A 21,736-nucleotide genomic window follows, 5' to 3' on the forward strand; every position below is an offset into this window, starting at 1 on the left:
GCCGCCCCGGTCCGTGCCACGGCGTCGAGCACGGTTCGCGTGGTCGCCGCGGGGTCGGGGCCGGACATACTGCCGAATCCGACGAAGACCGGCGGCTCACCGGGTGTCCAGGAAGGTCGCCAGGTCCGGCGGCAGCGCGCCGGTGTCCGCTTCGGTGTCGTGCAGGAACCAGTAGCCGGTGACGCTCGCGGTGCTCGGCCAGTCGCCGGGGCGGGGCAGGACGTGCGGGCTCACCGCGTGCAGCACGGTCGCCGGGCCGCCATCGGGACGCCGCAAGAGATCGTGCCTGCCGCGGCGCCGTGGCAACCCGCGGTCGGCGCGGAACCGGTCCACCACACGGGCGAACATCACCTCCGTTCCCCGCATGCCGAGGTAGGTGCCTCGGCTGACCGGCCCGGGCAGCACGTGCGGAAGGTTCTGTCCGGGCCACGGGAACTCTGTGGTCGGCGCATAAAGCGGGAGCGGCAACGCGAGCACCGCGGGAACGCCGAGCTTCTCGGCGAGGTGTGGACCGGCCACAATTTGTCCGTTGTGGACGATGACATCGACGTCGGACTGGGCTTCGGCGATCGTCCGGCAGTCGCGCAGCACGTCGGTGAACAGGGCGGGCATACGCCGCGCCAGGGCGAGCTTGGCCCGCAGCCCGCCGTCGGCGGAGAGGTGAGAGGAGCTAATCTCGCTAGGCCAGCGGGACGGAATCGGTAACTCTGTCCTCGGACAACGGCCTGCGGCAGTGCGTTACAAGTGGCCGTTGGGCGTCTGGAGCCGGCGCCGCACCCCTCGGCGGCGCGGGCGTACCCGATGGCTCCGCGCTAAACTCACGGCATGATCTCCCCAAACACGGGAGATATCCCACGTGTGGGGGTTCAAGTCCCTCGGACACAGTATTACCCCACGGATCGCGAAACGCGATCTTGAAGCGGGGCCGATCGTAGCTCAGCTCGAATCGATCTCCTCCAGTCGCCATCCAGCGCTGTCGAAGACGACGAACCTTCCCGAGTCGCGTAGCGCTGCCGCGACGCGTCTGCTTCGTGCTCGGTCGGGCTCGAGCTTGGTATGGCCGTCGTTACCCGGGTCTTCGAGCCGGATGTCGATCTGGTTGACGAGGTGGTCTTCGCGGATGTAAGGCGTCTTCGGCCGCGGCTGACCCGCGCGTTGGGTACTGGTGTGGCCGTGGCGGCAGCGGTAGGTCGGGCGGCCGTGGTTCCAGTGCGAGTCCAGCCGCCGGTCGCACACACCGCAGTGGATCAGGCCGGCCAGGGCGAACCGGCGAGCCTGGCCGTCGCTGGTCGGCCGCGCGGCCCGGATCTGTTGCGCGGCGACGAAGTCCTGCTCCGTTACGAGAGCCGGATGCGCGGTCTTGGCAGAGAGTGCCGGCGCTGAGGCTGGGCCTTCGGCCCCGGTGGCTCGACGATTCCAGATCTGTCGTCCGGTGTAGCGCGGGTTCGCCAGGATCACGGCGACGGTGCGTAGCGTCCAGGCGCCGCGGGTTCGGTGGCGGTTGCGGTTCGGGTCGGCGCTGGACGGGCAGGGGACACCGCGTTCGTTGAGGTGCCGGGCGATGCTCGCGACGCTGTGCCCGGCAAGACGTTGCCGGAACATCCAGGCCACCTGCGGTGCCGTGTGAGAGTCGGGAGCGAGCCGCTGCAGCCGCCGACCCCAGCGGGCGTCCGCCGGATTGGGGTGGGGACCGGCATCGACGAGTCGGTACCCGTAGGGCGGCCGGCCGCCGAGGTAGCGGTCTTGCTGGGTGGCCTGGTTGTGCATCGCAGCCAGGACCCGGTGGCGGGCGAGGAGGACCTCGCGCTGCGACTGCGTGGCGAGTAGAGCGAGCAGTGCTCGGTGGTCGCGGTTGCCGAGATCGACGGGGCCGCCTGTCTCGGGAAGCCAGAGTTGGATGCCGTGTCGGGTGCACCAGGTGTAGAGGGTGGTGAACTGGGTGCCGGTGAAGGCGCGTTCGTACTCTCCGACCACGATCGCATCGATCGTGGATTCCGGACTGGCTGCTGCGGCTATGAGCCGGGAGGCTTGCGGTCGCTGCGGCCATGGGACGCGGCGTGAGGTGCCGGCGTCGAAGTAGGCGGCGACGATCTGGCCGTGTCCGGCGATGAGGTCGTTGGCCATGTCGCGTTGCCAGCCTTGTGAGGACGCGGTCTTGATGGCGGGTGGTTGAGGTGCGGCCGTAGAAGGCGAACCGCAGCCTGCCTCGAGGCTGTGACAGGGGAGAGGGTCGGGTAGCTCTGCCAGTGGGCAGCCACTGCGCGAGCAGGCTCACCGTGTCTGTTGCTGACTCAGGGGGTGGTCGAGGTGGGATCACGCTGAACGGATGCATCTGTCCCGAGGCCATGACGGTGAGCTTCGGAACGTTAGCCCGAACAGCTCAGTCGAGGTATCGCCGGTATTACGGCGTATAACGCCCTATTCTGTACCGCTCGTGGTTCGGCGAGCTTCTTGCTGCCAGGGTGGGCCAAGCATGGTCCTGACCCGCGGCTACAGAGAATCGCTTGACGTAAGCAGGTTCTGGAAAGAATCTTGAACTAAACGTGACCGTTTCGCGGACGCTCGACGATTACGTAGGTGACAGCGTCGAGCGGCGAACGGAGCACGATATGTCCGAACAGTACGACCTTGCTGGCGAGCCGGTGGTGATCCGTCGACTCGGAGTAGTGAGGCTCGCTGACACCGCGTTGCGCGGACACAACGCCGCCGCGCGGATCCGCCACCGCGGCGACACCATGATTGTCCTCGCGGGAACTCTGGCGGGCTCGCGCGTGAGAGCCGACATCCGGGCGAGCGACCCCGACGGTGCGACCTGGTCAATCGCCATCACGGTGGAGTAAGGCCTTCGGTGACCGACCTCGCCGACACACCCGACCCCGGTGTGCGGTCAGAAGAAGCGCTCCAGGATCCCCTGGGGCGCTTTCTGGCGTCCCAACAGCAGCTGCTTGACCGGGCCTACAGGTTCATCCGAAGCCGAGGCGTCTCCGAACCCGACGCCGAGGAGATCCACACCGACATGCTGATGGGGTTCATCCGGTTCGCGGACAAACGGCAGTGGCGGCTGGACTCATCCGAGTACGCGCCAGTGCTGATCCACATCGCTGATAAAAGGATCCGCGATCGAGCTCGGGCAGCGACGAGGCGCCCCTGTGAGCCGGTCGAGGCCGTCGAGCTCGAGCTGCTGGCAAGCAGGTTCTGCCCGGCCGCCGCCGACGCCGCTACTCGCCTGGACATCCGGGCAGCGATAGATCAGCTGGCCCCGAAGCAACGCACGGCGCTGCTCTATCGCTACTTCGACGGCTTCACCGTCGACGAAGTGGCGGCGATGATGGGCCTGTCGCGGACTGCTGTGAACAAGCACCTCAGAAACGCCCTCGCCCAGCTCAAGAACGGCGGCCTGCTGGCAGATTATGAACCACGCTCCACCACCGGGAGGATCAGGCAGGCGGGGACATCGGAGGCGCAGGAATGAATGACGAAAACCACTTCGAAGACCGCACCCAGGACAGCGATCGTTCGGCTGAGCCTCGACCGGCGGACCTGCCTCGTACCGCCGCCCAATTGCGCGCTGCGATGGCACGAACTTCGGAAAGGAAGCTCGACGAACTGGCTGAGGTAGCCGAGCAAGCCCACCAGCGCCACACGACCTGGCGGCGAGAGCACGACGTCGAGTTCGTCGGCGCGGAAGCTCCGGCCGAGAGCAACGACTCGGACGAGCGCACGAGCGCATTGGCAACGCCAGGTGAACAATATGATGTCGCCCCTATCTTCGCCGCGGCTGACCAGCCTCTTCGTGAGCACGCGGCCACCGAACAGCAGACAACGCCGCCACAGGCCACCCCCAAGACCGAGAAGCCACAGATAGCCACCGCTGAGGCGGAGGAGCGCAGCGCACCGGGCGGTGAGGCTGCCGCCATCCCAGACCAGGGTGCGCTCTTGGCCTACCTCGCCGACGCCGATCGCGACTACCTGCTCGGCCGGGGCGTCCGCCGCCGATTCCGGGCGAACGACGTCGTGCTCTTGGAGGGCGATCCGTCCGACCACGTCCATGTGCTGGTTTCCGGCTGGGTGCGGGTCTCCACGATCGTCGAGGACGGCCGTGAAGTGCTCTTCGGGCTGCGCGGTCCCGGTGAGGTGCTGGGCGATCTCGCGGCGGTGACCGGCTGGCCGCGGACGGCGTCGGTGCGGGCGATCGAGCCGTGCACAGTCTTCCAGTTGACCGGCGCGGAGTTCGTCGACGCCCTGCGCGTGCGGCCCGAAATCGCCCTCGCGACGATCAAGACGGCCGCAGTGCGGCTGCGCAACGCCGAGTCGGCGCGGGTCGACTCGGCCGCCTTCGACGTCAGCCGCCGTGTGGCTGTGCACCTGGTGCGGCTGGCCGAGGAGCACGGCCGGGTCGTCCCGGAGGGCGTGGTCATCGAAGCTTCGCTGTCGCAGGCCGACATCGCCGCGCAGGTCGGCGCCGCCCGGCGGACCGTCGCGCGGGCGCTGGGCGTGCTCCGGGAGCGGGGGATCGTCGAGACCGGCCGCCGCCGGATCCTCATCCGCCGGCTGCACGTCCTGCGCGTGCTGGCCCGGTCTGAGCCAAACGCGGAAGCGGCACTACGACCTCCTGGACCTACGTACTCGCCGCCGCCCGGCCCGACGGCGACGTCTACGCGCACTTCAGCTCCCTGCTGAGGTTCAACGACCACCTCCCCGTCGCCTGAGAACTCGGCCTGGTGGGGCCCGCGCGCGAGCCGGTCGCCGACGACGCACCGGAAGTCCTGCTCACCGATGTCGGCCGCGCCCTCTTCGAGCAATTCCAGCTCGCGGAGCTGCCGGCGGGCCGCGCGAACTACTGGAACCTGCACCATGCGTCGCTGACCGAGCCGACCACCGCCGAGCTTGCCCGCCGCTGGGGGCACCCTCCACGTCCAGCATTCAGCCACTCAGGACGGAGCACCGCGACCGCGACCGAGCACGCCTTGTCGGAGCTGTTGCGGCCCGCCGGGTACGCAACGACGGCCGCTTCGAGGTGCAGACGTCGGCCCGATCGCCGACCTCCTCGCCACCGCCGTGGCCAACCTCGCGCTGTATGGCTATGTCCGTGAATTCGACGGCACTTGCTCGCGAAAATCGACGGCGCCGAGCGTGATCGAGGTCCGCGGATGCTGACGGCACCCTGGTCCGTCCAAGTGGCCGATGGTGGCCGCTGCTCGCTGCTGGTCCAGGTCGTTCGTCCTCGCTGCGCTGCGGGCGCTCCACCTGGAGCAGCAGCTTCGTCACCGGCGGGATGGCCCGGACGAGCGGACCCGACCACTAAGGCTCGTGGCCGGCGGTGACGTCGACGTTCATGGCTTGGGCGGTTCCATTCGGCCCCACCAGGGGCGGCCTGCCGTGGCCCCGCCTCCTGGCGCAAGTCGGACGGCTGACGGGAGTTGAGCTGGACTTTCCGCCGTCCTTGTTCGTCCGATCGGTGGGGCCGAGTCAAGCCGCCCGGGTGGGCCACAGCGAACCGCCAGAGCCAACATTCGCGAGCACGGAGTCGCTCGGCATGAAGGCGACGTCGCCGTTGCCGGAGAACCGACGTCCAGATTCACGGTCAGAACCACTCATAGCTCTGCCTGGCGATCGGCCAGCTCTCCCGAGTCGCATCCTCAGCCAGCTTGCCGGCCTGACCGGATGCTCACGCACGACCAGCGGCAGTAGCGGATGTGCGGTTGACGGCCGCCCAGTCTGCGGGCGCGCTTACTGCGGGCGCTCCTGCGCGGCTGTGTGAGGCGGCTGGGGTGGTTGTGGCCAGAGCGCGCGGACTCCGCGTCGCAACGCGTCGAGGTCGACGTCGCCGAGCATGGCCTGTCGCAGGATGGTGCCCTGCAGGGTGGCGAGCAGGATGTCGGCGATGTCCTCGGCCGGGGCGGTGGCGGGGATCGCGCCCTGCTGCTGGTAGCCGTCGACGAGGCTGGCGAGCACCCGGCGGACCGCGCGGAAGATCGGCTCGACGCGGGCCGCCAGCGGCTGGGAGCGGATCGACTCCGCCCAGATCTGGACCAGCAGGCGGGCTGAGTCCCGCTGGGCGTCCAGCGGCGAGCTGTGCTGGAACACGGCGGTCAGCGCCTCGTCCAGCGGCGGCAGCGGGCGCCTGTCCAGGAGCTGGTCGAAGGTCGTGGTGACCTCGGCGAGCGCCTGCTCGCAGATCGCCGCGACCAGCTCGTCTTTTGAGGCGAAGTGGTTGTAGACCGCCCCGGGCGACATCCGCGCCGCGTCGACCACCTCTTTCATGGAGGTGGCGTGGAAGCCGTTGCGCAGGAAGCAGCCGCGGGCGCCGTCGAGGATCTGCCGGCGGCGGGCGGCCCAGCGCTGCGGGGTCAGGCGAGGCATGGGCCAACTCTAAAACGAACGATCGCTCGTTGTGCGCGTGGGGCCGGCCCTGTTATCTTCCAAAACGAACGATCACTCGATTTGAGGAGGACGCCGTGGGTGTCATGCTGGTCAAGCAGCGGGTCGTGGACGTCGACCGTTGGGCGCGCTGGTTCTGGGACCCGGCCCTGGACGTCGCCCGCCGCGAGCACGGCCTGGTGGTCACCGGGACCTACCGGGCGGTGGACGAGCCCCACACGGTCGTGGTGGTGATGGACATGGCCAGCGCCGACTCGGCGCGGGTCTACGAGGCGTCGGCGACGCTGGCCGACGCGCGGGAACGGTGCGGCGCGGTCGGGTTCCCCGACGGCGTGTGGATCGCGCCGACCGCTATCGCGAACCCGCACGAGAAGCCTGGCGGCGAAGGCTCACCGGACTGAGCCCCACGCCTGGGCTGTCGTCGCCGTGGACGGCGCCGACAGCCCAGGGCTTCCTGCCAAGGCAGCGGCACATCACTTGGTGCCACACGGGGCCGCACATCCGCACATCGGCAGAAGAGGACGTTCGAGCGACGGCAGGAGCCGACGACGCACGACGGTGTGACGTACTGTGAGGTTCACCCCGGGTAGTGGACACCGAGTTAGCAGGACCAGCTGTCCTGCTGAAAGGATGTCCCCATGCCTGCTCGCAAGCGCCGGTCCTACACGGCCGAGTACAAAGTCGAGGCTGCCCACCGGGTGATCGATTCCGGCCGCACGATCACCGAGGTCGCCCGCGAGTTGGGCATCGACGCGGGCATGCTCAGCGTCTGGGTCAAAGACGAACGGCGCCGGATCACCGCCGCCGAGGCCCACGGCGACAAGCCTCTGGAGGCGGCCGAGCGGGCCGAGCTGCAACGGTTGCGCCAGCAGGTCGGCGAGTTGGAGAAGGACAACGCCTTTCTGGTAAAAGCCTCGGCGTACTTTGCCGCGATGCAGAAGAACCAGCCCGGTTCGCTCTGATGGCCAAGTACGCCGGCCCCGACGGCTTCGCCGAGACCGCCGGCGTCACCTCACCACGAGGCACGCGGTTCTCGATGCGGCGTATGGCGCGACTGCTGGGCGTGTCGACGTCCGGCTACTACGCCCACGCCAAACGCGCCGCGGCAACGGTGTTGACGCCGCGACAGCGGCGCCGCGCCGACCTGGAGGTGAAGATCACGCAGGCGCACCAGGACTCGCACGGCACCTACGGGTCGCCGCGGATCACCGCGGAACTGCGTGATCAAGGTGAGGTGGTCACGGCGAAGGCCGTCGCCAAGATCATGGCCTCGATCGGGATCGAGGGCATCAGCCCGCGCGCGTTTAGGGTGAAGACGACGGTGGTCGATCCGGCCGCGTCGTTCCCGCCGGATCTGGTCGACCGCCACTTCGACCGGGGCCGGCCCGACGCGGTCTGGCTGACCGACATCACGTATCTGACGTGTGCTTGGATTCCAGTGGTCGTTGCAACAGTCGGGACTGTCAGGCGTTCAGTAAAGCATCGATGCGTTCGGCGGGGGTGTCCCAGTCGAGAGATTTTCTGGGGCGTCCGTTGAGTTCGTCGGCGACGGCTTGCAGGGCCGCCGCATCGTGGGCTCGCAGATCGGTGCCGCCAGGGAAGTATTGGCGCAGCAGACCATTGGTGTTTTCGTTGCTGCCGCGCTGCCAGGGCTTGCCTGGCTCGCAGAAGTAGACGGCCATGTCGGTGGCCACCGTGAACGCACGGTGTTCAGCCATTTCCGCACCCTGGTCCCAGGTGAGGGTGCCCCGCAGCTCGTCAGGCAGCTCAACAACAGCCGCGACGAGGCTGTCGCGAACGGTGTCGGCGCTGCGATCGAGACCGAGGTGTCCCAGCATGACGAAGCGGCTGGAACGCTCGACCAGCGTCGCGATCGCGGATTTCCCGGCAGCACCAATGATCAAGTCACCTTCCCAATGCCCAGGAACCGCGCGCGTCTCGACATCGGGCGGCCGCATCGTGATCGGAGTCATCGGTTCGACAAACCGCGGCCTCCGTGTGTTGGGATCGCGACGTGGTTTCCTGGCCGCCCGTCCGCGGCGGAGCTGCCGGGCAAGCTCCCGTTTGAGCTCGCCGCGGGCGTGGACGTAGATCGCCTGGTAGATCGTCTCGGTGCTCACCCGCATCTCCGGAGCCGCAGGGAAGTCCTTGATGAGCCGGTGGCTGATCTGCTGCGGCGACCACTTCGTGCGCAACTTCGCCTTGACGTAGGCGCGCAACTGCGTGTTGCTCAGCAACTTCGCCTCCTTTGGGCGTGCCCTGCGCCGGACCGAAGCCCGATGCGCAGCGTGCGGCAGATAGCCCTGCGAGGACTCCGTGTTGCGGCCGAGCTCACGGCTGATCGTCGACGGTGACCGGCCCATCACTGCCGCGATCTGCCGCATCGAGGTTCCCGCCCTGTGCAGGTCTCGGATCTGTTCCCGTTCCAGCAAGCTCAGATAGCGCGGATGGATCACCCGTTCCACTCGCGCAAGGTCGACCTGTTCGCCGTGGACCACGGCCGCACGAGGTGATGTCATGCCGGCCAGTATCTGATCTTGGCGATACCGCACGACACGCCCGTCGGGATACTCACGACCTCCGTGAATAACTCGGATGCCTCTGTCCCAGTCGGCCGCGGAGCGCTTGTCCGCCCCGACTTCTGCGGCCGCCTCAGCCCGGCTCATGCCGTCCTGACGCAACCGCAGGAACCGTTCGCGCCGCGGGTTGACCTGCCTCGTCTCACTGGTGAAGATCCCCGCCTCGTGTGCCCACTTGTAGCACGTCACCCGGGTAAACCCAAGCTCGCGGGCGACCGCTGACACGTTGCTCCGCTGAGCCAGCAACCGGAAGAACACCGCTTTCTCCTCCTCCGAATACACCCTCGGACTGGCGCGCCGCATCGACAGTCCCGCCTGCCGCAGCCACGTGTACGCAGCCTCAGGATGCACGCCCGCGGCCGTGGCCGCCGCCCTGACCGTGCCCCCACGATCCAGCAAGTCAAAGAACTCTTCCTTCTGCTCCTTGCTGTACTTCCGCCCTGCCATCAACCCCACCACTACGTCGGTGTTGCGACGACCACTGGAATCCAAGGTGGCGAGGGCGACATGTTCCTGTGCGCGATCCGGGACGGTCACACCCGGAAGGTGTTGGGCCACAGCATTTCTGACCGCGTCAGCGCTGAGATGGTGACTGACGCCATCGACGACGCGGTGGCCGCTCGTGGCAGCCGATGTCGTGGCACGGTTCTGCATTCCGACCGTGGCGGGGAGTTCACGGCGCACCTGACGGCGCGAGCGTGCTTCGGTCACGGGCTGCGCCGGTCGATGGGCGCGACTGGGATCTGTTGGGACAACAGCCCGGCGGAGTCGTTCTGGTCGACGTTCAAACACGAGGAGTACTACCGGCACGTGTACGCCACGAAGACGGAACTCGTTGCAGCGATTGACAAGTGGGTCACGTTCTACAACAGTGTGCGGAGGCACTCCGCGATCGGGATGCTCAGTCCCGACGCCTACGAGCGGTCACTGACAGCGGCTGCCTGAACTATGTAAGCCCCTGTCCACTGTTCGGGGTGAACCTCACTGGACGCGCAGCAACCGGCGCTGCCATCCGCGACCACGCTGCCAACGCCGGTCAGGCCCTCGTCTCCGGTGAGGAATAGCGCATGGCTGGAATAAGTACCTTCCACCAGTAATCAAGCACCTGCGCCGGGGATGCCTGCGCGTGCATCGCACCGCCGACGGGACGGCGTATCGGCGGAGCGTGCAGAGCCTGGCCTTCAAAGGCGAGCGCGACCCGCGCGGCACACCCGCGACCTGGATCGTCGGCGAACCGGCGGCCCGCGCCGTCGAGGTCCTCGAGCAGCTGCAGCCCGCCCGGTCCGAGGACCTGCTCTTCGCCACGCTCGACGTCACCACGGCGCCGCACACGCCCGAGGCGCGCGCCGCGAGCGGGAAGGTCCCGAGCGGCGCCACCACCAACAAGCAGATGCGGGACTTCGTCGCCTGGATCAACCGCTACTGTCAGGCCCACGACCGCGGCGACGTCATCCCGGACGTCGACGGCCGGCCGTTGCGGCTGCGCACCGCTCAATTCCGCCGCACGCTGGCCTGGTTCATCGCCCGGCGCCCGGGCGGCTCAATCGCCGGCGCCATCCAGTACCGGCACTTGAGCATCCACATGTTCGAGGGCTACGCCGGCACCTCGGACTCCGGCTTCCGCGCCGAGGTCGAAGCCGAGCAGGCCCTCGCCCGCGGCGAAGTGCTGCTGAACCTGGCCACCGATCACGACCACCCGGACCTGACCGGCCCGGCCGCCGCCGAGGCCGCGCGCCGCCTCGACGGGTTCGCCTCGGCGTTCGCCGGGACAGTCGTGACCGACCCGGTGCGTCTGCGGCGGATCCTGCACCGCGACGACCCTGCGATCTACCCCGGCGAGTACGTCACCTGCGTGTTCAACCCCGACACTGCACTGTGTCTGGCCGACCGCGCGCGGCCGGCGACGCCCGAACTGTCTGCATGCCGCCCCCTCGACTGCCGCAACGTCGCGCTCACCAGTACCAACGTCGCTGCGCTGCGGCGCGAGGCCGACCACCTGACACACGAACTACAGCCGCTCAGCTCGCTGCCGCCGCTGCTACGGCACCGCCTGGCCGAGCGCCGTGACCGCATCACCGCATACCTCGCACGACATACCGCGGAGACCTCATGACCCGCCACACCGGACTGCCAACCGTCGAGGATGTCCGCGCCGCGCTGGCCTCCTTGCACGCCGACGTCGAGACCACCCGAGCGCCGACCGTCCTCGCGCTCGCGCAGCGGGTCGGTCTGGCCAACACGACCTTTCGCCGCAACTTCCCGGCGATCGTCGTGCAGATGAAAGGCTCCTCGACGACGACCCACGACGCCCGCCCCGCGGACGGCGGCAGTAGCACCGGGGACAGTCTCGCACAGCAGAACACGCGACTACGGCACGACAATCGCGAACTGAGTGAACACCTTGCCCTAGCCACTGCGGAGATCCAGCGCCTCAGCCTCCAATTCCACGGACTGCGCGGCGAGCTCGCGGCACCCCGCAACGTCAGCGCTATTCGTCCGCGCCGACCCCGCTAAAGCCACCACAGTGACGAGGACTGGTCGGCACCTGGCCCGGTCCGGGCGCGGCGAGCGGGCCTCGGCCGCGGCTCGCGAACCGCTACGCATTGGCCGTCATGCAGGACGGGGATGGTCATCCGGTGCGGCCGCCGATCGTCATGGTGATCGGTCGACGGAAGCCGCCGACGGCGTCAACGGTGGCTTGGCCGCAGAACCTTGGGTGCGCTGCTGGCATGTGAGTGGAGCCGTTCAGGTCGACCCTGAGGACGAGGCACTGTGGTCGGCGTGACACCCACACAGGGACGCTCGCAGACAGCGACGATCTCGGCGCACTGCTCCTGGCCGTGCTCACCAGCCCGCCCCAGACCTGTCGGTCTGACATCCGGAGACGGAGACGAACCCGCGGGTTCCCAGGGCGCCGCAGCACGACCTCCCGGACGCAGTCGCCTGCCATCCGGCGATGCCATGGAGCTGTGAAGACGTCTCTTGCTTCTTGCGTCGGGTGTCCGACCATCCCGTCGACAGCACTCTCGTGGACGAAGCCGTCGAACTCCTGCTTACCCGCTATCTCGTCCGGGTCTGAATCCCGTACTAGGAGTCCATGACCTTCCATTCGTTCGGCCGTCGATCGAGCAGCCGAGGTCGTGCGCAGGGGATCAACAGTTCGAACGGGTGAACCGAACGAGCTCGGCTACGAGAAGAAAAGAACAGGGAAGTCACCTGGTGACCACCAGGTGACCGCTGATGGCCGGGCGATGTGTCGAATCCCGGGAGATGATCGCGAGCGAGCAACCAGCCCCCGCAGCCGGCGGGGAAGGCGTCCCGGTTGCCGTGTACGTCCACGGCGGCGGGTTCGAGTTCGGCGCGAGCGCAGATCACCTCGAACGCCGCCGGTCTCGCCGCGTCGGGGCGTGTGGTGAGCGTGTCGGTCAACTACCGGCTCGGCGCGCTGGGTGCCGTCTCGCTCTCGCCGTACCAGGTGCGACCCGTACTCCGTCGACCGCATCACCGACGAAGTCGCGGGGGTGGACTATCCGCTTCGCACCCCTGGAGGTGCTCCAGTTCCCTCGACGACCGGAGGCGCGATGACGACGGGATCGGTCAGCCCACGGCGGGCGGACACCCGGCGCAACCACGAGCGCATCCTCGCCGTGGCGGCGGAATCGCTGACTCGCTCGGCCGAGCTGTCGTTCAACGCCATCGCGAAGCAGGCCGAGGTCGGGGTCGGCACGGTCTACCGCCACTTCCCGACTCCCGAAGCGCTCATCCTGGCGGTCTACCAGCGCGAAGTCCGGCACCTGGTGGACGTCGTGCCGCGCCTGCTTGTCGCGCACCCGCCCGAGGTGGCCTTCCGGGTCTGGACCACCGGCCACCTCGCGCACTACCTGATGACCAAGCGCGGCCTGGCCGATGCCCTGCGCGTCGAGACGTCCGTCCGCGGGGAACTGCCCGCGAGCGCCTACCACGCGATGGTCGGCGCGGTCTCGACCCTGCTGACGGCAAACGCCGACGCCGGGACCGCCCGCGACGACCTGAACCCGGAGACCGTCCTGCTGGGGCTGGCCGGGCTGCTCTACCTCAACCCCGGGCAGGACTGGCGGGAGCAGACCGACGCGCTGCTCGATCTGCTCTGGTGCGGCATGGGCAAAACCTGAAGGAGTCCGAAGGCCCAGGGATCACCAGCACGAACGGGCGAACCCACCGAGCTTGGGCTGCGGGAGCAAGAGGGGCAGCGAAGAGTGTCACCTGATGACCACCAGGTGACCGCTGTCAGCAGGGCCATTCGCCGAATCCCAGGAAATGATCGAGACCAAGCAACCACCCGCCGACACACCGCGCGAACAGCGCCGGAAGGACACGTCATGACCGCCTCCGCACCCACGGCCCCGACTGCACCCGGGGTGCGGTCCTGGTGGGGAATCCCGTTCGCCACCGCCGAGCGGTACCGCCGACCCGTGGTCGCGGCCTTCGCCCCGGACCGCCCCTACGACCGCAAGGGCGTCGCCCCTGTTCAGCCCGACACCGGCGACTGGCTCGAAGCGGACAGCGGGACCGGCGAGGACTGCCTGAACCTGAACGTGTGGGCCCCCGCGCAGCCGAGCGGGACGGCGCTACCGGTGGCCGTGTACATCCACGGCGGCGGATTCGAGTTCGGCGCGAACACGCAGACCACCTCGAACGCCGCCGGTCTCGCCGCGACGGGACGTGTGGTGGGCGTGTCGGTCAACTACCGGCTCGGCGCACTGGGTGCGGTCTCGCTCTCGCAGTACGGCGGGCGGCTCGCCGAGGCCAGTAACCTCGGCCTGCAGGACATCATCGCCGCGCTCACCTGGATCAAGCAGAACATCGCCTCCTTCGGCGGCGACCCCGACAACGTCACCGTCTACGGCCACAGCGCCGGCGCCTATTCCACGTTCGGGCTGCTCGGTGCGTCCGCCGCGGACGGCCTCTACCGGCGGCTCGCCGGGTTCTCCGCCGGACCCTCCCGGCTCCAGCCCGCCTGGTGGGCCGAGGAACTCGCGGACCGGTTCGTCACTGAACTCGGCGTCGCGGACAACCCCGACAAGCTGATCGACCTCGACCCGGCCTCCTTGGTGACCGCGCTGCACCAGGTCACCCCGACCGACCTCGGAGCCCGCGGCGGGATGGACTGCCAGAGCCTCGGCGTCGTCCTGGACACCGGCCAGCCCGGCGCAGTGCTGCACGCCCACCCCATGGACGTCCTCGCCTCCGGCACGCACCGCGACATCGACGTACTCCTGAGCTTCGCCAGCGACGACATGGGCTGGTGGGTGGCGAACGACCTCGACCGGTTCGACCCGCACACCGTCGACCGCATCACCGACGAAGTCGCGGGCTGGCGCATCCCCCGCTCCCGCGCGAAGAAGATCGTCGCAGCCTACGACCAAGACGGACGCACCCCGGCCGAGGTCCGCGCCGCGCTCCTGACCGACTACATCTTCGCCCTCCCCGCCGCCCGCGCCGCCCTGACCCACGTCGCCGCGGGCGGCAACGCCCACCTCTTCGCGATCGGGCCCGCCGAGGGCGCGCCCGCCGTGCACGGCACCGAGATGTACGCCCTGGTCGGCCAGCACCAGCCGGGCCGCAGCCCCGAACAAGCCGAGCGTGACACCCGTATCCGCGACATCGTGCTCGACTTCACCACCGGCGAGCAGACCCGCCTGTGGCCCGCCGTCACCGACCGGCCCACCGCGGAAAGCGTCGGCAACCTGCCCTTCGACGCCTTCGCCCACTACCAGGCCGCCCTCGACCTATGGGCGAACATCGACCGCCCCTGACGGTCACAGGCCACCACGAACACGACGAGGAACTCGACATGAATCAACCGACCACGGCCGGCGACGCCACACCGGCGACGATGCGAGCCGTCGTCGTCACCCGCCCCGGCGGCCTCGACGCACTCGAGATCAAGGATGTGCCGGTGCCCGTACGCAAGCCCGGCTGGGTGCGAATCAAGGTGAAAGCCTTCGGTGTCAACGAGTCCGAGGTCAGCACCCGCAAGGGCGAGTCCGACGCGGAGGTCACCTACCCGCGCATCCCCGGCATCGAAGGCGTCGGCGTGGTCGATGAAGCCGACAAGGACAGCGGACTGCGGCCGGGACAGCAGGTGGCCACGATGATGGGCGGCATGGGCCGCTCCTACGATGGCGCCTACGCGCAGTACGTGACCGTCCCTGCAGAGCAGGTCATCCCGTTCGAGACCGGCCTACCGTGGGAGGTCGTCGGTGCGCTGCCGGAGATGTTCCAGACCGCGTACGGCTCCCTCGCCACCGGCCTCGGCCTGAAGGCGGGACAGACGCTGCTGATCCGCGGCGGCACCTCCACCGTCGGGCTGAGCGCGGCCACGATCGCCAAGGACCTCGGGGCCACCGTGCTGTCCACCACCCGCAGCCCGGAGAGGGCCGGGGAACTGCGGGCCGCGGGCGTCGACCATCCCCTCATCGACAACGGCACCATCACCGACCAGGTGCGCGAGCTGGTGCCGGACGGCGTCGATGCCGCACTGGAGCTGGTGGGCTGCTCAGTCCTCGCCGACACCCTCCGCACCGTCCGTCGCCATGGCACGGTCTGCTTCACCGGAGCACTGGCGGGCCAGTGGACGATCCCCGATTTCACCCCGTTCATGATCCCCAACGGGGTGCGCCTGACCTCCTACGGCGGGCAGGCCGCCGACCTCCCGGCCGACGTCTTCGCCCACCAGCTCCAGGCCATCGCCGCAGGGCGCCTCACCGTCCCGGTCGCGAAGGTCTACCACGGTCTGGAGCAGATCCGTGACGCCCAGGCCGACCTCGAGTCCGGCACCACGCCGGGCAAGCACGTCGTCGTCCTTACTGACTGACCGTCTGGTTGCACGCACCTACGACTCAATGCCTTAAATGACCGATATAGGAGTGAAGTTACCCATTGTGGCCCGGAGAGTCGGGCCTTGGGCACCTGAAGTTCACAAGCGCACGCCTGCCGCACGCGGTCGGCCAAAACGCCTCGGAAGGGACACGGAATGAGCGTCGACAAGGTCGACAAGGAACAGATCAGCAAGACCGTTCTCGAGTTGGACAAGGAGTTCAACGAGCGGTGGAGTAACGGCGACAACCGCGGCTACCTCGACGCGTACACCGACGACGCCACCTACTTCGAACCAGCCGTCAAGAAGATGATCGTCGGCAAGGACAAGATCATCGCGTGGATCGACTCCATCTACTTCAACGAGCACATCGTGCGCAACGAGTACCTCAATCCACAGGTACACGTCAACGGCAGTAGTGACTTCGCGCTCATGGCGTACAACCTGAACACCTACATCCTCGACGAGAAGGGCAAGGAACAGTTGAACTGTGCCTGGAACACCTCACACGGCTACCAGCTCATCGACGGTCAGTGGCGCATCGTGCACTCCAACTGGGCGCTCACCCGGACCACAACCGAGGAGACCACCTCCTGACCGGAAGGGACCAGGGACGCTCAGACCCGTCGCTGACTGACCGTCTGGGCACCTGAGGGCTCGGGCACCTGTCAGTTCGCAGCCGCGGGAAACAGGCGCTCGACGGCCGCGACGATGGCGGCTCTGCGCGCCGCCAGGAACCTGGCGCGATCCTCGTCGTGCGGGGGTTGCAGGTCAGGTTGCGCAACCCAGGCTGTGGCGATCTGGTGGACGAAGACCAGGATGTCGACCGGGTCCCAGTCGGCGTCCAGCTGGCCGGCTTCCTGGGCCTCGCGGAGTTGCTCGATCTTGCGGGCCAACGATTCCCGGAAGGTGTCGTTGGGAAGGGAGTCGCCGGCGTCGAGCTCCAGTTGGCCCCAGCTCATGAGCCGGAAGCGGTCGGGGTGGTCGATGTAGTAGTCATGGAGGCGGCCGGCGTAACCGGGCAGGTCGGTGGGGTCCATGCGGGTCGCTTCGGCCACGGCCGCCAGCTCCTGTGCGGAGACGAACCGGTGGAGGGCCACCTTGCTGGAGAAGTAGGCGTAGACGCGTTCCTTGGCGGTCTTGGCGATCCGGTCGATCCGCGCCTCGGCGATCCCATGCTGGGAGAACTCGGCCTTGGCGGCACTCACAGAGTCCAAACTGAACTGTGATGTGCTCCGAAGATTTCGGACGTCGCTCAAGCGAACTGTATCATGCTGCTTGGTGTTGGGTGAACCATTCGTCGAGCACTTCGCGCGGTGGCCGGTATTCGATTGCTGAATGTAGCCGGCGTGTGTTGTAGAAGCCTTCGATGAACTTGATGATCTCGCGGCGAGCTTCGGCCCGGGTGGCGAAGGTGCGGTGGTGTATCCATTCTGCTTTGAGTTTCCCGAAGAAGGATTCGGCCATGGCATTGTCGTAACAGATGCCGGTTCGCCCGACCGATTGCCGGATATTTTCCTGGCGCAGCAGTCGAGAGAACGCGTAGGAGGTGTATTGGGCGAGTTCAATCGGTGGATGCAACACCGGGTGGTTGCAGTGAGCGTAGCTGCTCAGCGAAGACTTCGGCCGGGGTTCGCCAGTCGAGGATCTTGCGGGGCCGGTTGTTGATCGTGTGGGCGACGGCTTCGAGGTCCTCGGCCGACCATCGGGACAGATCGGTGCCCTTCGGAAAGTACTGGCGCAGCAGGCCATTTGTGTTCTCGTTGGTCGGTCGCTGCCATGGCGAATGCGGGTCGGCGAAGAAGACCCTCGTCCCCGTCTCAAGGGTCAACTGCGTGTGCGCGGACAGTTCCTTCCCGCGGTCCCAGGTGAGGGTTTGTCGTAGTTGCTGCGGTAGTTGTGTGATCGAGGCAGCCAACGCGGCGTTCATCGCGACGGCGCCGTAGCCGCCAAGCGACGGTCCGTTCTTCACCGGCGGGCTCTCGCCCCAGCCCCCCAGCCTGGGCAGGTGCACCAGGAGCGTGGATCGGCTGCTGCGCTCGACAAGCGTGCCGATCGCGGACCGGCCCGTCCCGATGATCAGATCCCCTTCCCAATGCCCTGGAACAGCGCGATCGGCAGCTTCGGCGGGACGTTCGCTGAGGACGACATCCGCGCTGACATGCCCGCTGGGCTTGTTACGTGATCGGGCTCGCGGTTCCCGCAGGGCCCGGCCGGTGCGCAGACACGCGACCAGCTCCCGCTTGAGCGCGCCGCGTCCCTGGATGAACAGCGACTGATAGATCGCCTCGTGGCTGATGCGCATGGACTCATCATCAGGGAAATCAACCGGGAGCCGGTGAGAGATCTGCTCAGGACTCCACGCCGTCGCCCACCGCCGGTCTTGCCGATGCGGCTTGTTCAGCCCCTTCCACGCCGTCTCAGGCCCGGCAACGACCGTGCCGTCGGGCCGCCGGACATTCCCGGCGAGCCGTTCCTGCACGTACTCGCGCAGCCTGTCGTCGACCGCGAGCTTCGCGGTCTTCGGGCGTTTCGCTGCCTGCTGCGCTTTCCACTGTGCGACCAGGGCACGGTAAACCTGTTTCCCGCTCCTGGTCGCCGCGTTGCGGCGCAGTTCGCGTGAAATCGTTCCAGGGTCGCGGCCGATGCGGCGGGCGATCTCACGCACGCCGACGTCCTGCGCGCGCAGCAGCGCGATCTCCTCACGCTCGGCGAACGACAGGTACCGGCCTGCGGGCTCGTCCAGACTGATCGGCGGCATGCCTCCAGCGTGACGGAACCAGCGGACCCCGACCGGCCACGACACCCCCACGGCCTCCGCCGCCTCAGCCGTCGTTGCTCCCGACGCGATCTCCCACCAAAAATCCCGCTGCACCGCCCGAGACGGCTCCGGCCGGCCCGGCGAACGCATCGGCGGCCGCAACGCCCGATCCGCAGCCCACTGCCGCCGCGCACCCACCGGCGCCTCCGGCAACTGCTTCCTACCGCGCCCCATCGCACACCTCCATGATCAAGGTGTTGCGACGACCAGTTGAATCCGCCTTGACTGCCGCGGTCGGAGTGGAATATCGCACCCTCGGGCAACGGGATACGGTCGGCAGCCATTGTCATCGCCGCCGATACCAGACCGGTGTCGTAGTGCCTGTCCACACCCCATCCCAGAATACTTTTCGAATAACAGTCGATCACTGTCGCGAGAAACACTGAGCCTTCACCGGTGTTGATCTGCGTGATATCACCGACCATCTTCGCCCCCGGCGCCGGGGCGGTGAAGTCCCGCCCGATCAGATCCGGGATCGTGCCCGCGGCACGGCCGGCCACGGTCAGCCCCCGCCGGGGCTTGACCTGCACCGGAACCAGGCCGGCCGCCCGCATCAGGCGTCGCACCAGCTCGTCGTCTACCCGCACGCCACCGCGCTGAAGTTCCGCATGCACCCGCCGATACCCGTAGGTGCGATGCGAGGAGTCGAACACCTCTCGAATCTGTGCCGTCAGTATTTCCCGGCGCCGTGCTTGCGCCGACACCACCCGGCGCTCCCAGTCATAGAACCCCGAACGGGACACGCCGAGCAGTCGGCACATCCAGGTCACATCGAAATTGGCCTTCTCCGCCGCGATACACGCGTAGCGTTGCGCTACCGTTGTTACTTCGCGAAGAAGGCCGCCGCTTTTTTCAGGAACTCGTTTTCCTGCTCCAGCTCCTGGATGCGCCGTTCCAGTTCAGCTTCCCGGCCCCCAGTCCCGGCCGGCCGGTCCGCGTCTCTCTTCTTTTTCTCCGCGGTCACCCAATTGTGCACCGTCTGCGGGACCAGATCGAAATCCCGGGCCGCCTCAGTGAAACTCGACCCGCCCTCGAGGACCGCCTTGACGACCTCGGCCTTCAACTCCGGCGAATACCTTCGCTGTCTCCTGGCCATGACACACTCCTCCGGATCCTCCAGCAGTCTACTTGGAAGACGTGTCCAGAAACTTCGGAGCACTTCAACTGTTTGGTTTGACATCGGGAGAGATCCACATGCAACACAGGACGCTCGGCACCCAGGGCCTGACCGTCTCGGCGATCGGCTACGGGTCGATGGGCCTGACGATGGGCTACGGCCCCGGTGACGAGGAGGCGGGCATCGCCGCCATCCGCCGCGCCCACGACCTGGGCGTCACCTTCTTCGACACCGCCGAGCTCTACGGCTGGGGCACGGGCAACAACGAGGTTCTGCTCGGCAAAGCGTTGAGCGACTTCCGCGACGAGGTCGTGCTGGCCACCAAGTTCGGCTTCGCACAGACCGAGCAGGGCCTGGGCCTCAACAGCCGCCCGGACAACATCCGCACAGTCACCGACAACAGCCTGCGCTACCTGGGCGTCGACCAGATCGACGTCCTCTACCAGCACCGCGTCGACCCGGACGTGCCGATCGAAGACGTCGCGGGCACCGTCAAGGAACTGATCGACGCGGGCAAGGTGAAGTACTTCGGCCTCAGCGAGGCCGGCCCGCAGACCATCCGTCGCGCGCACGCCGTCCAGCCGGTGTCGGTCCTGCAGACCGAGTACTCGCTGTTCGAGCGCGATGTCGAGCAGCTCTTCCCGGTCCTCCAGGAGCTCGGCATCGGCTTCGTCGCCTATTCGCCCCTCGGCCGCGGCTTCATCACCGGTACCGCGAAGCCCGCGGGACAGTACGACGCCACCGACTTCCGCAACACCAACCCGCGCTGGCAGCCCGGCAACTTCGAGAAGAACGTCGAAGCCGTGGACCGACTCGCCCGGCTGGCCACCGCCAAGGGCATCACCGTCTCCCAGCTCGCCCTGGCCTGGCTGCTCGCCCAGGGCGAGCACATCGTCCCGATCCCGGGCACCCGGAGCGCAGCCCGCGTGGAGGAAAACACCCACGCGGCCGACGTCGCCCTCACCGAGGGCGATCTCGCCGCGATCCGCGAGATCCTCCCGACCGGCGGATTCGGCGCCCGCTACGCCGAAGAGCATGTCCCCAACTGGGTCTGACCCAACTCGAGCGGGCCTCCGAATCGCTCGGAAGGCCTGCTGAGCGCCCCGTTGCGCGGACCAGTCAGGGGTGCGGGGGTCGGCGCGGCGCCCTGGTCACGGGTGAGTCCTCGCTTCGCGGGCCGCGAAGGCGGCCGGGGTGAGACCGGTGCGGTCGCGGAAGAAGCGGCCGAAATTCGCGGGATCGGTGAAGCCGAGATGGACGGCCACGGCCCGGGCGTCCCACTGGGCGCCTCCCAGCAGGCGCCGGGCTTCGAGCAGCCGCCGCTCGTTGATGAGTTCACGCACCCCGTTGCCGGTGGCGTCCTGGGCGGCGCGGCTGAGTGTGCGGACCGAACAACCGAGCAGTTCGGCGTAGTCCGCGGCCAGGTGCAGCTCGCGGAAATGCAGCTCCAGGGCATCCACGAACCGTCCGTACGTGTCACCTCGACCGGCCTTCGCCGGTCCGGCGGGTGGGATGCCCGGGGCGTTGGCCAGGCGCAGCAGCAGCGATTCGAGCAGGCTGCGGCGCAGGGCATGGTGGACATCGAGCGGGCGGCGCCCGAGCGCGCGGTGTTCGTCCAGGAGCTGGAACGCCGTCTCCTGCAGCCAGCGGGCGTCATCGGGGTGCGGACTCAGCACGGCGGGGGCGTCGTGCGCGGTGAGCGGGGCCAGCAGGCGCGCGGTGGCGGGCGTCAGGACGTCCGGCTCGAACAGGATGAACGGGCCGCGGGCGGTGCCGGGCGGGTGCCAGCACTGCGCGTGCCCGGGACGCACCCACAGCCACTGGCCGGGCGCGACGGTGCGCGTGACGTGGTCGACGTCGTGCTGCAGGGAGCCCTCGGTGACGAGGATCAGGTAGTGGAAGGTGGCGCGGCCCGGTAGCGGCGGGTTCCACGGCCAGGCGTCGTGCTGGGCGAAGAAATCCTCGATGGTGATCACCTC

General features: G+C 68.1%; 23 protein-coding genes and 2 pseudogenes. 14 read left to right on the forward strand and 11 right to left on the reverse strand.

What is annotated here, in order from left to right:
* Positions 1-96 precede the first annotated feature (96 nt).
* Entirely contained in the window at positions 97-612 is a 516-nt protein-coding gene (locus tag ACFVYA_RS37190) for a hypothetical protein (protein WP_387051785.1), read from the reverse strand.
* A 324-nt stretch (positions 613-936) separates the two neighbouring features.
* Entirely contained in the window at positions 937-2,124 is a 1,188-nt protein-coding gene (locus ACFVYA_RS37195; RefSeq protein WP_387051787.1) for a recombinase family protein, read from the reverse strand.
* Positions 2,125-2,543: 419 nt separating this feature from the next.
* Here ACFVYA_RS37195 and ACFVYA_RS37200 point away from each other — a divergent pair, with 419 nt between their 5' ends.
* From ACFVYA_RS37200 to ACFVYA_RS37210, 3 genes are read left to right on the forward strand one after another with little or no spacing between them, the layout of a single operon-like run.
* A complete protein-coding gene (locus tag ACFVYA_RS37200) occupies positions 2,544-2,840 on the forward strand; it encodes a hypothetical protein (protein ID WP_387051789.1) in 297 nt (98 codons plus the stop codon).
* Between the two features lie 8 nt (positions 2,841-2,848).
* Positions 2,849-3,472 (forward strand): sigma-70 family RNA polymerase sigma factor, encoded by a 624-nt coding sequence (locus tag ACFVYA_RS37205; RefSeq protein ID WP_387051791.1) that lies wholly within the window; start codon positions 2,849-2,851, stop codon positions 3,470-3,472.
* Positions 3,469-4,680: a Crp/Fnr family transcriptional regulator gene (locus ACFVYA_RS37210; protein WP_387051792.1), complete on the forward strand. Its 1,212-nt coding sequence runs from the start codon at positions 3,469-3,471 to the stop codon at positions 4,678-4,680. The genes ACFVYA_RS37205 and ACFVYA_RS37210 overlap by 4 nt, the downstream gene beginning before the upstream one ends.
* A 1,050-nt stretch (positions 4,681-5,730) precedes the next feature.
* Here ACFVYA_RS37210 and ACFVYA_RS37215 read toward each other — a convergent pair.
* Positions 5,731-6,363 (reverse strand): TetR/AcrR family transcriptional regulator, encoded by a 633-nt coding sequence (locus ACFVYA_RS37215; RefSeq protein ID WP_387051793.1) that lies wholly within the window; start codon positions 6,361-6,363, stop codon positions 5,731-5,733.
* A gap of 95 nt (positions 6,364-6,458) precedes the next feature.
* Here ACFVYA_RS37215 and ACFVYA_RS37220 point away from each other — a divergent pair, with 95 nt between their 5' ends.
* The 3 genes from ACFVYA_RS37220 to ACFVYA_RS37230 all read left to right on the forward strand — a co-directional run bounded on the left by ACFVYA_RS37220 (position 6,459) and on the right by ACFVYA_RS37230 (position 7,918).
* The gene (locus ACFVYA_RS37220; protein WP_387051794.1) at positions 6,459-6,782 is read left to right on the forward strand and encodes a hypothetical protein; all 324 of its coding nucleotides are present in this window, start codon (positions 6,459-6,461) and stop codon (positions 6,780-6,782) included.
* A gap of 237 nt (positions 6,783-7,019) precedes the next feature.
* Positions 7,020-7,343, forward strand: coding sequence for a transposase (locus ACFVYA_RS37225; protein WP_387051796.1), 324 nt, complete (start codon positions 7,020-7,022; stop codon positions 7,341-7,343).
* The gene (locus tag ACFVYA_RS37230) at positions 7,343-7,918 is read left to right on the forward strand and encodes an IS3 family transposase (RefSeq protein ID WP_387051797.1); all 576 of its coding nucleotides are present in this window, start codon (positions 7,343-7,345) and stop codon (positions 7,916-7,918) included. The genes ACFVYA_RS37225 and ACFVYA_RS37230 overlap by 1 nt, the downstream gene beginning before the upstream one ends.
* On the opposite strand, the gene ACFVYA_RS37235 is transcribed toward ACFVYA_RS37230, so the two are convergent.
* Together ACFVYA_RS37235 and ACFVYA_RS37240 are read right to left on the reverse strand one after the other, a co-directional pair.
* The gene (locus ACFVYA_RS37235) at positions 7,845-9,047 is read right to left on the reverse strand and encodes an IS30 family transposase (RefSeq protein ID WP_387051822.1); all 1,203 of its coding nucleotides are present in this window, start codon (positions 9,045-9,047) and stop codon (positions 7,845-7,847) included. The genes ACFVYA_RS37230 and ACFVYA_RS37235 overlap by 74 nt on opposite strands.
* A gap of 186 nt (positions 9,048-9,233) precedes the next feature.
* Positions 9,234-9,407, reverse strand: a pseudogene (locus tag ACFVYA_RS37240) (transposase); the annotation flags it as partial.
* A 60-nt stretch (positions 9,408-9,467) separates the two neighbouring features.
* Between ACFVYA_RS37240 and ACFVYA_RS37245 the strand changes: the two are divergent.
* From ACFVYA_RS37245 to ACFVYA_RS37275, 7 genes are all read left to right on the forward strand, one after another.
* Positions 9,468-9,905 carry a transposase gene (locus tag ACFVYA_RS37245; RefSeq protein ID WP_387051799.1) on the forward strand — a complete coding sequence of 146 codons (438 nt, stop codon included), beginning with the start codon at positions 9,468-9,470 and terminating at the stop codon, positions 9,903-9,905.
* 181 nt (positions 9,906-10,086) lie between these two features.
* Positions 10,087-11,073, forward strand: a complete 987-nt coding sequence (locus ACFVYA_RS37250) for a hypothetical protein (RefSeq protein ID WP_387051801.1) — start codon at positions 10,087-10,089, stop codon at positions 11,071-11,073.
* The gene (locus ACFVYA_RS37255) at positions 11,070-11,474 is read left to right on the forward strand and encodes a hypothetical protein (protein ID WP_387051802.1); all 405 of its coding nucleotides are present in this window, start codon (positions 11,070-11,072) and stop codon (positions 11,472-11,474) included. Before ACFVYA_RS37250 ends, ACFVYA_RS37255 begins: the two co-directional genes overlap by 4 nt.
* Before the next feature lie 1,067 nt (positions 11,475-12,541).
* Positions 12,542-13,111: a TetR/AcrR family transcriptional regulator gene (locus ACFVYA_RS37260; RefSeq protein ID WP_387051804.1), complete on the forward strand. Its 570-nt coding sequence runs from the start codon at positions 12,542-12,544 to the stop codon at positions 13,109-13,111.
* Between the two features lie 105 nt (positions 13,112-13,216).
* On the forward strand, positions 13,217-14,755 hold the full coding sequence (locus tag ACFVYA_RS37265) for a carboxylesterase family protein (RefSeq protein ID WP_387051805.1): 1,539 nt from the start codon (positions 13,217-13,219) through the stop codon (positions 14,753-14,755).
* 38 nt (positions 14,756-14,793) lie between these two features.
* Positions 14,794-15,816 carry an alcohol dehydrogenase catalytic domain-containing protein gene (locus tag ACFVYA_RS37270; RefSeq protein WP_387051806.1) on the forward strand — a complete coding sequence of 341 codons (1,023 nt, stop codon included), beginning with the start codon at positions 14,794-14,796 and terminating at the stop codon, positions 15,814-15,816.
* Positions 15,817-15,975: 159 nt separating this feature from the next.
* Complete coding sequence (locus ACFVYA_RS37275; RefSeq protein WP_387051808.1) at positions 15,976-16,416, forward strand: YybH family protein; 441 nt, start codon at positions 15,976-15,978, stop codon at positions 16,414-16,416.
* 71 nt (positions 16,417-16,487) lie between these two features.
* Here ACFVYA_RS37275 and ACFVYA_RS37280 read toward each other — a convergent pair whose 3' ends face one another.
* The 5 genes and pseudogenes from ACFVYA_RS37280 to ACFVYA_RS37300 all read right to left on the reverse strand — a co-directional run bounded on the left by ACFVYA_RS37280 (position 16,488) and on the right by ACFVYA_RS37300 (position 19,736).
* Positions 16,488-17,027, reverse strand: coding sequence for a TetR/AcrR family transcriptional regulator (locus ACFVYA_RS37280; protein ID WP_387051809.1), 540 nt, complete (start codon positions 17,025-17,027; stop codon positions 16,488-16,490).
* Positions 17,028-17,088: 61 nt separating this feature from the next.
* A complete protein-coding gene (locus ACFVYA_RS37285; RefSeq protein ID WP_387051811.1) occupies positions 17,089-17,403 on the reverse strand; it encodes an integrase core domain-containing protein in 315 nt (104 codons plus the stop codon).
* Entirely contained in the window at positions 17,384-18,580 is a 1,197-nt protein-coding gene (locus ACFVYA_RS37290; RefSeq protein ID WP_387051813.1) for an IS30 family transposase, read from the reverse strand. Before ACFVYA_RS37290 ends, ACFVYA_RS37285 begins: the two co-directional genes overlap by 20 nt.
* 245 nt (positions 18,581-18,825) lie before the next feature.
* Positions 18,826-19,437: pseudogene (locus ACFVYA_RS37295) on the reverse strand (IS3 family transposase); the annotation flags it as partial.
* A 26-nt stretch (positions 19,438-19,463) separates the two neighbouring features.
* Positions 19,464-19,736 carry a transposase gene (locus ACFVYA_RS37300; protein WP_387051814.1) on the reverse strand — a complete coding sequence of 91 codons (273 nt, stop codon included), beginning with the start codon at positions 19,734-19,736 and terminating at the stop codon, positions 19,464-19,466.
* A 98-nt stretch (positions 19,737-19,834) separates the two neighbouring features.
* Here ACFVYA_RS37300 and ACFVYA_RS37305 point away from each other — a divergent pair, with 98 nt between their 5' ends.
* Positions 19,835-20,812 (forward strand): aldo/keto reductase, encoded by a 978-nt coding sequence (locus tag ACFVYA_RS37305; RefSeq protein ID WP_387051816.1) that lies wholly within the window; start codon positions 19,835-19,837, stop codon positions 20,810-20,812.
* A gap of 96 nt (positions 20,813-20,908) precedes the next feature.
* Here the strand turns inward: ACFVYA_RS37305 and ACFVYA_RS37310 are convergent.
* On the reverse strand, positions 20,909-21,736 hold an 828-nt coding region (locus ACFVYA_RS37310), incomplete at its 5' end, for a helix-turn-helix domain-containing protein (RefSeq protein ID WP_387051817.1).

Origin of the sequence: Amycolatopsis sp. NPDC058278, from assembly GCF_042881395.1 — a bacterium.
Taxonomy (GTDB): domain Bacteria; phylum Actinomycetota; class Actinomycetes; order Mycobacteriales; family Pseudonocardiaceae; genus Amycolatopsis.